10 protein-coding genes are annotated in these 13073 nt (G+C 64.5%); 5 read left to right on the top strand and 5 right to left on the bottom strand.

Annotated elements, in window-relative coordinates; genetic code table 11:
* Positions 1-37 precede the first annotated feature (37 nt).
* The 4 genes from XI05_RS31950 (at position 38) to XI05_RS31935 (ending at position 3254) form a co-directional block, all read left to right on the top strand.
* Positions 38-769 (top strand): amino acid ABC transporter permease, encoded by a 732-nt coding sequence (locus tag XI05_RS31950; protein ID WP_104463171.1) that lies wholly within the window; start codon positions 38-40, stop codon positions 767-769.
* A 3-nt stretch (positions 770-772) separates the two neighbouring features.
* Positions 773-1465 (top strand): amino acid ABC transporter permease, encoded by a 693-nt coding sequence (locus XI05_RS31945; RefSeq protein WP_271509345.1) that lies wholly within the window; start codon positions 773-775, stop codon positions 1463-1465.
* A gap of 12 nt (positions 1466-1477) precedes the next feature.
* Complete coding sequence (locus XI05_RS31940; RefSeq protein WP_128266202.1) at positions 1478-2209, top strand: amino acid ABC transporter ATP-binding protein; 732 nt, start codon at positions 1478-1480, stop codon at positions 2207-2209.
* A 184-nt stretch (positions 2210-2393) separates the two neighbouring features.
* On the top strand, positions 2394-3254 hold the full coding sequence (locus XI05_RS31935) for a D-amino-acid transaminase (protein WP_271509342.1): 861 nt from the start codon (positions 2394-2396) through the stop codon (positions 3252-3254).
* Between the two features lie 134 nt (positions 3255-3388).
* Here the strand turns inward: XI05_RS31935 and XI05_RS31930 are convergent, their stop codons facing one another.
* The 3 genes from XI05_RS31930 to XI05_RS31920 form a co-directional block, all read right to left on the bottom strand.
* Entirely contained in the window at positions 3389-3850 is a 462-nt protein-coding gene (locus tag XI05_RS31930) for a carboxymuconolactone decarboxylase family protein (protein WP_271509339.1), read from the bottom strand.
* Positions 3851-3876: 26 nt separating this feature from the next.
* Entirely contained in the window at positions 3877-5490 is a 1614-nt protein-coding gene (locus XI05_RS31925; protein ID WP_271509337.1) for an MDR family MFS transporter, read from the bottom strand.
* A 118-nt stretch (positions 5491-5608) separates the two neighbouring features.
* Positions 5609-6790, bottom strand: coding sequence for an HlyD family secretion protein (locus XI05_RS31920; RefSeq protein ID WP_271509334.1), 1182 nt, complete (start codon positions 6788-6790; stop codon positions 5609-5611).
* A gap of 214 nt (positions 6791-7004) precedes the next feature.
* On the opposite strand from XI05_RS31920, the gene XI05_RS31915 reads away from it, so the two are divergent.
* Positions 7005-7916, top strand: a complete 912-nt coding sequence (locus tag XI05_RS31915; RefSeq protein ID WP_271509331.1) for a LysR family transcriptional regulator — start codon at positions 7005-7007, stop codon at positions 7914-7916.
* A gap of 176 nt (positions 7917-8092) precedes the next feature.
* On the opposite strand, the gene iaaH is transcribed toward XI05_RS31915, so the two are convergent.
* Together iaaH and XI05_RS31905 are read right to left on the bottom strand one after the other, a co-directional pair.
* Positions 8093-9511, bottom strand: coding sequence for an indoleacetamide hydrolase (gene iaaH, locus XI05_RS31910; RefSeq protein ID WP_271509328.1), 1419 nt, complete (start codon positions 9509-9511; stop codon positions 8093-8095).
* A gap of 75 nt (positions 9512-9586) precedes the next feature.
* A complete protein-coding gene (locus XI05_RS31905; RefSeq protein ID WP_271509325.1) occupies positions 9587-13036 on the bottom strand; it encodes an indolepyruvate ferredoxin oxidoreductase family protein in 3450 nt (1149 codons plus the stop codon).
* Positions 13037-13073 lie beyond the last annotated feature (37 nt).

Raw genomic sequence — 13073 nt, 5'->3', positions numbered from 1 at the left:
AGACGTCCAATGACGGGCGCGTTCGCGCGGGGGACACGTGAACTACAACTGGAACTGGGGAATCTTTTTCCAGCCGAACCCGATGGGGACCGGCACCTATCTCGACATGCTGCTGTCGGGCCTGGTGCTGACCCTCAAGACCGCGGCGCTGGCCTGGGTCATCGCGCTCATCACCGGCTCGCTCGTCGGCGTGATGCGCACGTTGCCCTCGAAGGGGGCGAACTGGTTCGGCTTCGCTTACGTTGAATTCTTCCGCAACATGCCGCTGCTGGTGCAGCTCTTCCTGTGGTTCTTCGTGCTGCCGGAACTGCTGCCAAAAGGCGCCGGCACTTGGCTGAAGCAACTGCCGAACGCGCCGTTCTGGACGGCGGCGATCGGCGTCGGCTTCTTCATGTCGGCGCGCGTGGCCGTGCAGCTGCAGGCCGGCATCGGCTCGCTGCCGCGTGGGCAGAAGATGGCGGCAACGGCGCTGGGCCTCACCACCGCGCAGGGCTATCGCTACGTGCTGCTGCCAATGGCGTTCCGCATTATCCTGCCGCCGCTGACCTCTGAATTCCTCAATACCATCAAGAACACGGCGGTCGCGATCACCATCGGCCTGCTCGAGCTGACCGGGCAGGCGCGCTCGATGCAGGAATTCTCGTTCCAGGTGTTCGAGGCCTTCACCGCCGCGACCATCCTTTACCTCCTCGTCAACGCCGTCGTCGTGACCGCGATGCGCTTCCTCGAGCGCTGGGTCGCGATCCCCGGCTACATCACGGGGAAGTAGGCGATGTTCGGCAATCTCGATTTCGACGTCATCCGCCGCGCGCTGCCTTACCTGTTCTATGAGGGCATGACGTTCACCCTGACGCTGACGGGCCTTGCAGCGCTCGGCGGCCTCGTCTTCGGCACCGCCCTCGCCTTGATGCGGCTTTCCGGCTTCAAGGTCCTTGGCAGGATCGCCGGGGTCTATGTCGACTTCATGCGCTCCCTGCCGCTGGTGCTGGTCATCTTCTGGTTCTATTTCCTCGTGCCCTATATCGGGCAGTGGGTGACCGGCGCCTCGCGTCCGATCAGCGTCGGCGCCTTCGCCTCCTCGCTCATCACCTTCGTCATGTTCGAGGCGGCGTACTTCTCGGAGATCATGCGCGCAGGTATCCAGTCGATCTCGCGCGGCCAGCCGGCCGCGGCCAGCGCGCTCGGGCTGACCTACGCCCAGACCATGCGCTACGTCGTGCTGCCGCAGGCGTTCCGCAACATGCTGCCGGTGCTGATCACGCAGACCATCGTGCTGTTCCAGGACACCTCGCTGGTCTACGTCCTGTCGATCACGGACTTCCTGGGCGCGGCGAGCAAGGTGGCGCAGCGCGACGGGCGCCTGGTCGAGATGTACCTGTTTGCAGCTGTCGTCTACTTCACCATTTCCTGTATCGCGTCCTACGGCGTCCGCCGCCTGCAGGCGCGCATCGCCATCATTCGATAGAGCGTGTCGATCATGATCGAAATCAGCCATGTCAACAAATGGTACAGCCCGACCTTCCAGGTGCTGACCGACTGCACCACCAATGTCACCAAGGGCGAGGTGGTCGTCGTCTGCGGCCCCTCGGGTTCGGGCAAGTCGACGCTGATCAAATGCGTCAATGCGCTGGAGCCGTTCCAGAGCGGGGACATCCTGGTCGACGGCATCAAGGTCAACGATCCTAAGACCAACCTCCCGAAGCTGCGTTCGCGGGTCGGCATGGTGTTCCAGCACTTCGAGCTGTTTCCCCACCTGAAGATCATCGACAATCTCTGCCTCGCGCAGGAGAAGGTGCTCGACCGGTCGCGCGACAAGGCGATGGCGAAAGGCATGCAGCTGCTGGAGCGCGTCGGCCTCAAGGAACAGGCGCAAAAGTATCCCGCGAACCTGTCCGGCGGCCAACAGCAGCGCGTTGCGATCGCCCGTGCGCTCGCCATGGATCCGATCGTCATGCTGTTCGATGAGCCGACTTCCGCGCTCGATCCGGAAATGGTCAGCGAGGTGCTCGACGTCATGGTGGATCTCGCTCATGAGGGCATGACCATGATGGTTGTCACCCATGAGATGGGTTTTGCCCGCAAGGTCGCCAACCGCGTCATCTTCATGGACCGCGGCGAGATCGTCGAGGACGCGGCGAAGGAAGATTTCTTCGGCAAGCCCCGCAGCGACCGCGCGCAGAAGTTCTTGTCGAAGATTCTGTCGCACTGACGTTCTCTGTCATTCCGGGGCGCGACGTAGTCGCGAGCCCGGAATCCATCGCACGGCAGTCCCGGAGAGAAATGGATTCCGGGTTCGTCGCTTCGCGCCGCCCCGGAATGACGAATAGAGGGTGCTCGGCGTCCCCATTTCGCGTATAAGCGCGCCAAATCCCTTCCCTCCCAGGAGACCGGCCTTGGACTCGATCGCCTACGTCAACGGCTCATTCGTCCCGCTCTCGAAAGCCAGGATCTCGGTGCTCGATCGCGGCTTCCTGTTCGCCGATGGCATTTACGAGGTCTCGGCCGTGCTCGACGGCAAGCTGGTCGACAATGCTTCGCATCTGGCGCGGCTGGAACGGTCCGTCGGCGAGATCAGCTTGAGGCTGCCGGAGAACATCGAGCGCATCACCGAGCTGCAGAAGGAGCTGATCGCCCGCAACAAGCTCGTGAACGGCCTCGTCTATCTCCAGGTGACGCGCGGCGCCGACAAGGGCCGCGACTTCCCGTTTCCTAAGGCTGACGTGAAGTCGAGCCTGGTGATGTTCACCTCGGAGAAGGACATCATCAACACCCCGGTGGCCAAGACCGGAATCAAAGTCATCACGGTGCCCGACATCCGCTGGGAGCGTCGCGACATCAAGAGCGTGGCGCTGCTGGCGCAAGTGCTGGCTAAGCAGGCCGCGGCCGAAGCCGGCGCCGGCGAAGCCTGGATGCTGCAGGATGGCTATGTGACCGAGGGCGGCTCGTCCACTGCGTTCATCCTGACCAAGGACGACGTCATCGTCACCCGCAAGAACTCCAACGCCATCCTGCCCGGCTGCACCCGCAAGGCCGTGATCGCGCTTGCCGAAGAGCGCCAGCTCCGCGTCGAGGAGCGCTCCTTCACGGTCGCCGAAGCGTTCGCCGCCAAGGAAGCGTTCATCACCAGCGCATCCTCTTTCGTGCAGCCGGTGGTCGCCATCGACGGCAAGACGATCGGCGACGGCAAGCCCGGTCCGACGGCGACGCGCCTGCGCGAGATCTACGTGGAGTTCGCCAAGGCGACGGCGGTTTAGGCCACACGCTCAGCTGCCGTAGGGTGGGCAAAGGCGCCCTTGCGCCGTGCCCACGTCTTCTCTCGTTTTCGCTGAAAGAATGGTGGGCACGCTTACGCTTTGCCCACCCTACGAGACCGTCTGTTACGGCCGGCTCACGCCACCGACGCCTTCACCTTCACCGGATGAACGGCGCGGAACGCGATCGCAATCCGGTTCCAGGCATTGATGGCGCCGATCAGCATGGTCAGGTTCACCGTGTCCGCCTCGGAGAACTGCGCGCGGACCTGTTCGTAGACGTCGTCAGGCGCATGCGTCTCCGAGATCAGCGTCACCGCTTCCGTCCAGGCCAGCGCGGCGCGCTCGCGGTCGGAATAGAGCGGGGATTCGCGCCAGGCGTTGAGCAGGTAGATGCGCTGCTCGGTCTCGCCGCGCTTGCGGGCGTCCTCGGTGTGCATGTTGATGCAGAAGGCGCAGCCATTGATCTGCGACGCTCGGATCTTGACCAGCTCGATCAACGATTTCTCCAGGCCCGTCGACTGGATCTGCTCTTCCAGTGCCATCAGCGCTTTGATCGTGTCGGGCGCGGCCTGGTAGTAGTTCATGCGGGGCTTCATGGTCGTTCTCCTTTTCTTTGGCTGGGTCAGTGGGCTCCGCCGGCCGAGACTTGGCCGGGCTTCTTCAGGAAGAGGACGGCAACCAGGGCGACGATCAGCGCCATGCCGAGCAGATAGAACGTGTCGCTGAAGGCGAAGATAAAGGCCTGCTTCTGCACGGTATGGCCGATCGCTACATAGGCGCGATGCGCGGCGTCCGCACGGTCGAGAACGCCGTGATTGACGAAATATTGTGTGAGCTGCTCGATCCGCGTGCGTGTGGCTTCTTCGAACACAGAGACCGACTGCATCAGCACGTTGGAGTGATATTGCTCGCGCTTGGTCAGAACGGTCTGCAGCAGCGCGATGCCGACGGCGCCGCCGAGATTGCGCATCATGTTGAATAGGCCGGAGGCCGAGCCCGCATTCTCCGCTTCGATGCCTGCGGTTGCGACCGCGGACAGCGGCGCCATTACCAGCGCCTGGCCGATGGCGCGAACGACATTGGGCCACAGCAGCTGGTCGGCGGCATAGTCGTTGGTCATGTCGATGTTCATGAAGTTGGATGCTGCGAACAGAACGAAGCCGACACCGATGATAATCCGCGCATCGAATTTTTGCATCAGGCGCGGCACCAGCGGGATCAGCACGAGCTGCGGCAGCCCGGTCCAGGCCAGCACCGTGCCGATCTGCTCGGCGTTGTAGCCCTGGATGCGCGACAGGTATTGCGGCAGGATGAACACGGAGCCGTAGAGTGCGACGCCGAGCAGGAAGTTCGCGAGCATGCCGAAGCCGAAATTGCGGCGCACGAGCAGGCGCAGATTGAGCAGCGGCTTCTTCACCGTGAGCTCGATGATCAGGAAGGCGGTCAGCGCAACGGCGGCAATGATCGAGAGCTTGACGATGAACGGCGAGCCGAACCAGTCGTCCTTGTTGCCCTCCTCCAGCACGGTCTGCAGCGCGGACAGGCCGATCGCCATGGTGATGATGCCGGCCCAGTCGCCCTCGCGGAGCAGCGCCAGCTTCATGGGCTTCGCCTCGAGCGCATACCAGAGCATGCCGACCATGATCGCGCCGGGCACGAGGTTGACGTAGAAGATGTATTGCCAGCCGAAATTCTCGGTGAGATAGCCGCCGATGGTCGGGCCGATCGCCGGCGCGAAGGTCGCCGACAACGCGAACAGCGCAAGGCCGATCGGCTGCTTGGCGCGCGGCAGCAGCATGATGATCAGCGTGAAGGCCATCGGGATCAGCACGCCGCCGGTGAAGCCCTGGATGGCGCGAAGCACGATCATCTGCGACAGATCCTGCGCCAGCGCGCAGGCCGCGGACAGAACCAGGAACAGGATCGCGTTGGTGAGCAGGTAGATGCGGATCGAGAACACCTGCGCGAGCCAGCCGGAGAGCGGGATCACCACGATCTCGGCGATCAGATAGGAGGTCGAGATCCAGCCGCCGTCATCGATGCCGGCGCCGATCGCGCCCTGGATGTCCGCGAGCGAGGCGTTGACGATCTGGATGTTCAAAACCGCCATGAAGGCGCCGAGGGTGGCGCCGATCACCGCGATCCAGGTCTTTGTGGACACCGCCGGCGTCGCGGGCGCAGCAGGGACGGGGAGATTGGCGAAGGTGGCGTTGTGGGCCGGTTGGAGCGTGCTCATGGAAGCCTCGTCTCGGGTATGGAGACAGGATGCGGTAAGGTAGGTGGTTTCGATCATCGCGGAAGTTCTGGAAGGATCATCCGGGCGGATTTGACGGTCAGGCCGGAGCCTTCCGGCTTCAGCCTCCGTTTGGGTGGGGTGCGTTGTCAGCCAGACGCCTTGCGCTGTCGCGCTCGGCCAGCACCGCCTGTTTGGTGTCGACGGTCGGCACCGCGGACATGCCCGGCCGCAGCAGACCGGTGAGGTTGTGATCGTCGAGCACGATCTTCACGGGAACGCGCTGCACGATCTTGGTGAAGTTGCCGGTGGCGTTGTCGGGCGGCAACAGCGCGAATTCGAGCCCGCTCGCCGGCGACAGGCTGTCGACATGGCCGCGCAGAATGGTGTTGCGGAAGCTATCGACGTGCAGCTCGACCGGCTGGCCCGGCCGCACATGGGTGAGCTGGGTCTCCTTGAAATTGGCGACGACATAGACGGCATCGAGCGGCACCACCGCCATCAATTGCGTGCCGGCCTGCACGTATTGGCCGACGCGCAAGCTGCGGGCGCCGACCGTGCCGTCCACGGGAGCGGTGATCTCGGTATAGGACAGGTTCAGCGCGGCTTGCTGCGCGACTGCACGAGCGCGTTCGAGTTGGGCGGCGGCCTGGGCGCGCTGGGTGGTGAGCACGTCGACCTTGCGCTGCGCAGCGACGAGGCCGGACTTGGCATGTTGCAATTGCGCGCTGCTGGCGCGCAGCGCCGCATCGGTCTGCTGCGCGCGCTGGATCGTGCCGGAGCCCGACTTCATGAGGTCGTCGTAGCGGGCACGCTCCTCCTGCGCGAACTTCAGATTGGCGTCCGCAGCAGCGACGTCGGCGATGCTCTGTTCGATGATCGGCTGCTGCAGCTCGAGCTGGGCGTCGATGTTGCGGACCGAGGCTTCGCCGGCAGCGACGTCGGCTTTCGCCTGGTCGAGCGCCGCCTTGAAATCGCGGTCGTCGATCTTGGCCAGCAGCTGGCCCGCCCGAACCTTCTCGTTGTCGCCGACCAGCACCTTGGCGATGTAGCCGGAGACCTTCGGCGCGACGATCGTGGAGTCCGCCTTCACATAGGCGTCGTCGGTCGATTCGAGGTAGCGGCCGTTGGTCCAGTAATCGTGTCCGTAGTAGGCCATGGTTGCCGTGCCTGCGAGGAGCGCGAGCACCAAGGCCGCACGCCGGACCCTGTTCGGGGCTGGGACAGCGGGCGCCGCCTTGGCGTAATCGCGCGTGATTTCAGTTGCTTGCTGGAAGGTCTCGGTGCGGGGCATTTCGGACATTGCAGTCTCCTGTCGGCTCGCGGAGACTATCGGTCTTGCTGGTCGGGATGATAATCGGCTAAATTTTGGAATGATTATCCATTGAGAGTTGATAATCTGAGCCGTTGCCCTGGTTCGTGATGTTTACCGGGTCAGGGGCGCGACTGCGCCAGCGCGATTGCCGTCTCTGTCGCGCGATTGCTGCCGAGGCGCACATCCCAGTGCAAGGAAAGCCATGGATCGATTGACCAGCCTCGAAGTGTTCAGCCGGGTGGTCGAGGCCGGCGGCTTCTCCGCAGCAGCCCGCAAGCTCAACATGTCGACCACCATGGTGAGCAATCACGTGCAGGCATTGGAAGACCGGCTCGGGGTGCGGCTGCTTCACCGCACCACGCGCAAGGTCAATCTGACCGAGATCGGCAAGGCCTATTACGACCGCTGCGTCCAGATTCTCGCCGACATCGAACAGGCCGACGACATCGCGGGCGAATTGCAGTCGGTGCCGCGCGGCACGTTGCGCATTCACGTTGCCACGCACATGGTGCCGTTCGTCGCGCCGATTGCGGCGAAACTGCTGTCGACCTATCCGGAGCTCAAGATCGATCTGCGCATGGGCGAGGCCGAGGTCGACCTCATCGAGGAAGGCTATGACGTGGCCCTGCGCATGATACAGCCGCCGGATTCGAGCCTGATCGTGCGGAGCCTTGCCACCTGGCGTCACGTGCTGTGCTGCTCCCACGATTACATCGAGAAGCACGGCCGGGTGCAGAAGCTCGACGACCTCGCCGCGCACAATTGTGGTCGGCACTTGAACTATCCGTTCGGCGACGAATGGCATTTCCTCGATCGCAAGGGCATGCCCGCCTCGGTGCGCATCTCCGGCAGCTTCGTCACCAACAGCGGGGAAGCATTGCGGAAGGTCGCGCTGGAGGGCGCCGTAATCTGCCTGATGGCGGGGTTCCTCATTCAGGACGATCTCGAAGCCGGCCGCCTCGTGCGTCTGTTGCCGGAATATCGGACGGTCGAGCTCTCCATGAATGCGGTCTACCCGCATCGTCATCATCTATCGGCGAAGGTGAGGACCTTCATCGACCTGCTCGTGCATCACAGCGCCGAGCAGCAGAAGCTGATCAACCCGTATTCGTAAGCGATCGCGGCAAAGCCGTAGGGTGGGCAAAGGCGCGTTAGTGCCGTGCCCACCCTCTCTTCGTCATTGCGAGCGAAGCGGAGCAATCCAGAATCCCTCCACGGAAAGATTCTGGATTGCTTCGTCGCAAGCGCTCCTCGCAATGACGAGAGGGCGAAGGGTAGGGCACGATTCCGTCAACGTGGCGGCGGCAATCGTCCAAACACGCTGTCGAGCGCCATGCCGATTGCGAGCAGCCGGCGATCGCTGCCCGCGGGGCCATCCAGCTCGAGTCCGATCGGCAATTTGCTGCTGGCGCCGAGCGCGATCGGGATCTGGATGCCGGGAATGCCGGCATTGCTGCCGGGGTCGGTGTTCTGAATGAACAGGCCGAAATTCTCGAGACTGCTGGACTCGGGGTTGGAGGGAATGGCGACGCGCGGCGTGGTCGGAAAGGCGATCGCATCGAGCCGGTTGTCGGCAAAGGTCCTGGCATACAGCGCCTGCAGCGCTGGCCGTGCAGTCCCGATCGCGGCGTCATAGATCGCCTTGGCGTCCAGCAGCGTACCATCGGGAGCCGGCAACTTGCGCGGGATCACCAGGCCATCATAGGTGCCCTTCACGTCGGCGCTGGCAATCTCCTCCGCCACTTTCTCGATGGAGAGGCCGGTGCCGGTGTGCTTGAGATAGGCGACCAGATCGTCATGGGCCTCGTACAGCGCGACGGGAAAGCTGACCTGGCCGTCGAGCTCCGCCAGTTGCGGCATCTCGATCTCGACGACCGTGACGCCTTGCGCCCTCAACTTCGTGACTGCCGCATGGAACGCGGCCTCGGTGTCGGCATCGAGATTGGCCAGCATCGATCTCACGATGCCGACGCGGACCTGCGTCAGATCCGCCGGCGCAAGCGCATCGCCACCGGCGATGACGCGGTCGAGCAGCGCGACATCCGCCATGGTCGCAGCCATCGGGCCCGCGGTATCGCGGGTGTGCGAGATCGGCGCGATGCCGTCTTGCGGATAGCGACCGACGGTCGGGCGCAGCGAGGCGCATCCATTCAGGGCGGCAGGTACCCGCACCGATCCGCCGGTGTCCGTGCCGAGCCCGCCGGCGACGATCCGCGCGCCGATCGCCGCGCCCGTGCCTGACGAGGAGCCGCCCGCGATCAAGGCGCGATCATAGGCGTTGCGCACGCCGTACTCGGCGCCGGTCTTGAACGCGGTGTTGTAGCCGGAGATGCCGAAGGCAAGCTCGTGCATGCTGGTCTTGCCGATGATGACCACTCCGGCATCGCGCAGCTTTGCCACGACGGGCGCGTCGGCCTTCGGAATGTAATCCTTCAGCGCCGGTGTGCCGGCGCTACAGGGCAGTCCCGCGACCTCGATATTGTCCTTGATCACGACGGGTACGCCACCGAGCGGCTTTGTCTTGTCGCCTGCCGCGTCGAACGCAGCCGCGGCCTTCAAGGCGCCGGCTTCATCCAGGGTGACAAAAGCATTGAGCTCGGCCTTGGCTTTGGCGCGGGCCAGGGCTTCCCGGGTGAATGCGGTGCTCGTGAACTTTCCGGCGGCGAGACCGGCCGCGGCCTCGGTCAGTGTCAACTGGTCGAAATCCATGATGCATCACCCGATTGCAAAGAGGCCATCAGAGCGCCCCTCAGGAGCAGAGGCTGAAGCGTCCGCGGCTCCGCGTCAACCGTAGGCGCGCATCCTTGGCGGCGATGGCGTATCGAGTTCGGTGAGCAGTCGCTCGACCTCGGTCTTCACTTTCACGATCGCGGCGTCCTTCACCGGGCCATAGCCGCGGATCTCCATCGGGCCTCTGGCGATCGCGACGAGATCGGGCAGGTGCGTCGCGTGGAGCCTTCCGAGCATGCGTTCGATCAGGCTTTCATACCAGGCGATCAGTTCACGCTCGGCGCGCCGTTCCGCGGTGTAGCCGAACGGATCGAACGGCGTCCCGCGCAACCCTTTCAGGCGCGCGAGCATGGCCAGAGGCACCTGGATCCACTGGCCGAAGGCGCGCTTGCGCGGCCGTCCCCGTGCATCGCGCCGCGACTTCATGAATGGCGGGGCGAGGTGGTACTGGACGCTGAAGCCCTCCTCGAACTCGCGCTTCAATTCATCGAGAAAGCCGCTTTGCATGTGCAGCCGCGCCACCTCGTACTCGTCCTTGTAGGCCATCAGCTTGAACAGCGCGCGCGCGACCGCCTCGGTCAGCGCCTCGCTGTTCAGCTTGGCCTCGGCATTGCGGACCTTTGTGACCATCGCCCGGTAACGTGCCGCGTAGGCTTCGTCCTGATAGGCCGTGAGGAACTCGATGCGCCGGGCAATGGTCGCATCGAGCGTCTCGGCCTTTGGCACATTCTCCGCCTTGGGCAGAGAATCCGGATCGCCAGCGGCGATCCGGCCCCAGGCAAAGGCCTGCTTGTTGCGTTCGACCGCAACGCCGTTGAGCTCAATCGCCCGCAACAAAGCCTGCAGCGAAACAGGGACAAGACCGTGCTGCCAGGCAAAGCCCAGCATGATGATGTTGGCGTAGACGGCATCGCCGAGCAGGCGCTCGGCCAGTACGTTGGCATTGATCGTGTCGAGATTGTGCTCGCCGATGACCTGATCGATTGCGCGCAGGCGGGCCGGCGCAGCGAGATCGGCATCGCGGAAGCGGACCACGTCGCCGGTCGGCATTTCCGCGGTGTTGACGGCGGCGCGGGTGCCGCGGCGATAGGTGCCTGAGGCCTTTGGCGAGGAGCTGACGACGAGATCGCAGCCGATCAGCGCATCGGCCGCGCCCTGGTCGATGCGGACCTGGTGCTGCGCCTCGGGGCTCGCGGCCAGGCGAATGTAGCTCAGCACAGGCCCGAATTTCTGCGCAAAGCCGGTGAAGTCGAGCACCGAAACGCCGCGGCGTTCCAGATGCGCGGCCATGCCGATCAGCGCGCCGACGGTGATCACGCCGGTGCCGCCGACGCCGGTCACCATGAGGTCGTAGGGCCGGTCGAGCGTTGCGGGCGCGGGCAGGGGAAGCGTTGCGGCGCGCTCGGTCGCATCGATCCGGCTCGCGCTCTTCTTGCGGCGCGTCGCGCCTTCGACCGTGACAAAGCTCGGGCAGAAGCCGTTGAGACAGGAAAAATCCTTGTTGCAGGCCGACAGATTGATCTGCCGCTTGCGGCCGAACGGCGTCTCCTTCGGCTCGACGCTGAGGCAGTTGGATTCGACCGAGCAGTCGCCGCAGCCTTCGCAGACGAGATCGTTGATGTAGGCGAACCGCTTGGGATCGGCCATCTGCCCGCGCTTGCGCCGGCGCCGCTTCTCGGTGGCGCAGGTCTGCTGGTAGATCAGGACCGAGACGCCGGGAATATTGCGCAGCTCGCGCTGCACGACATCCATCTCCTCGCGCGGATGGATGGTGACGCCGGCCGGCAGATCGGCCGGCGAGAACTGCGCGGGATTATCCGACACCAGGGCGATGCGCTCAACACCTTCGGCGCGGACGCTATGGGCGATGGCATGGACGCTGACGGGCCCGTCGACCGGCTGGCCGCCGGTCATGGCGACCGCGTCGTTGAACAGGATCTTGTAGGTGATGTTGGCCTTGGCCGCGATCGCCTGGCGAATCGCCATCGAGCCGGAATGGTAGTAGGTGCCTTCGCCGAGATTCTGGAACACGTGCGTGTGCCCCGTGAAGCGCGACGAGGCTGCCCAATTCACGCCCTCGCCGCCCATCTGGATCAGCGAGGAGGTTTCGCGGTCCATCCAGCTCGCCATGAAATGACAGCCGATGCCGGCGAGCGCCTTCGATCCTTCCGGCACTTTGGTCGAGGTGTTGTGCGGACATCCCGAGCAGAAATAGGGCGTGCGTGTCGCGCCGCTGACATTGATCGTGCGGGCGGCCTCCGGCATCAAGGCGGCGGCGCGCGCGGCGAGATTGAGACCCGGAAACATCGGATCGAGCCGGCGCGCGAGCACGTTCGCGAGCGCGCGGGGCGACAATTCGCCGATCCAGGAGATCAGCCGTGCGCCGGTTTCGTCGTGCTTGCCGACCATGCGCTCGGGCTTGCTGCCGGGATAGTCGTAGAAGTACTCCTTGAACTGGCTCTCGATGATGCCGCGCTTCTCCTCGACCACCAGGATCTCGCGCTTGCCTTTCACGAACTCCATCGCGTCGTGCAGCGCCAGCGGCCAGACCATGCCGACCTTGTAGACGTCGATGCCGATGCGGCGGCAGGCCGCTTCATCGAGGCCCATCAGCCGCAGCGCCTCCATCAAATCGAGATGCGCCTTGCCGGTCGTGACAATGCCGTAGGTGGCGCTGGGGATGTTGTAGATGTGACGATCGATCGGATTGGCCTTGGCGAAGGCGTAGACCGCGTGCTTCTTGGCTTCCAGCCGTTCCTCGATCTGCGGACCCGGCAGATCGGGCCAGCGATAGTGCAGGCCGCCCGGCGGTGGCGTGAAGTCGGGCGTGCGGAAGAGGCGCGGCGGGCGCAGCGCGACGGATGCGCCTGATTCCACGATCTCGGAGATCGCCTTGAAGCCGACCCACATGCCGGAGAAGCGGCTCAGCGCGTAGCCATATTCGCCGAACGCCAGATATTCGCCGACGTCGGCCGGATGCAGCGTCGGCATGAACCAGCTCATGAAGGCGACGTCGGACTGGTGCGGCATCGAGGAGGAGACGCAGCCATGGTCGTCGCCGGCGACCACCAGCACGCCGCCGTGCGGCGAGGAGCCGTAGGCATTGCCGTGCTTGAGCGCATCGCCGGACCGATCGACGCCCGGGCCCTTGCCGTACCAGAGCCCGAACACGCCATCGACCTCGCGGTCGGGTTGCGTCTCGACCTGCTGCGAGCCGAGCACAGCAGTCGCCGCAAGGTCCTCGTTCACGGCGGGGAGGAATTCGATGCGGTCCCGTTTGAGCCGCTCCTCGATGCGCCACAGCTCGAGGTCGATGCCGCCGAGCGGCGAGCCGCGATAGCCGGAGATGAAGCCGGCGGTGTTGAGCCCGGCCGCACGATCGCGTCGCGCCTGGTCGAGCGCGATACGGACGATGGCCTGCGTGCCCGTGAGGAAGACGCGGCCCTCCTCGCGCTCGTAGCGATCGGAGAGCTCGTAGGTGTCGAGTGAGGAAATGGCGTCCATGGCGGACCTCGCGCGGCATCCCGCCCAGTGATGGAAG

This window comes from Bradyrhizobium sp. CCBAU 11357 (assembly GCF_028128865.1).
Classification (GTDB): domain Bacteria; phylum Pseudomonadota; class Alphaproteobacteria; order Rhizobiales; family Xanthobacteraceae; genus Bradyrhizobium.
Note: the sequence above shows the minus strand (reverse complement) of the source record. Positions and strands in the feature narration are given on the sequence as shown.

What these genes read in the sequence shown, in the direction of transcription:
- XI05_RS31920 (WP_271509334.1), bottom strand. Translation starts at nt 6,790, where the DNA reads ATGTCCGAAATGCCCCGCACCGAGACCTTCCAGCAAGCAACTGAAATC.
- XI05_RS31915 (WP_271509331.1), top strand. Translation starts at nt 7,005, where the DNA reads ATGGATCGATTGACCAGCCTCGAAGTGTTCAGCCGGGTGGTCGAGGCC.
- iaaH (WP_271509328.1), bottom strand. Translation starts at nt 9,511, where the DNA reads ATGGATTTCGACCAGTTGACACTGACCGAGGCCGCGGCCGGTCTCGCC.
- XI05_RS31930 (WP_271509339.1), bottom strand. Translation starts at nt 3,850, where the DNA reads ATGAAGCCCCGCATGAACTACTACCAGGCCGCGCCCGACACGATCAAA.
- XI05_RS31925 (WP_271509337.1), bottom strand. Translation starts at nt 5,490, where the DNA reads ATGAGCACGCTCCAACCGGCCCACAACGCCACCTTCGCCAATCTCCCC.
- XI05_RS31945 (WP_271509345.1), top strand. Translation starts at nt 773, where the DNA reads ATGTTCGGCAATCTCGATTTCGACGTCATCCGCCGCGCGCTGCCTTAC.
- XI05_RS31940 (WP_128266202.1), top strand. Translation starts at nt 1,478, where the DNA reads ATGATCGAAATCAGCCATGTCAACAAATGGTACAGCCCGACCTTCCAG.
- XI05_RS31905 (WP_271509325.1), bottom strand. Translation starts at nt 13,036, where the DNA reads ATGGACGCCATTTCCTCACTCGACACCTACGAGCTCTCCGATCGCTAC.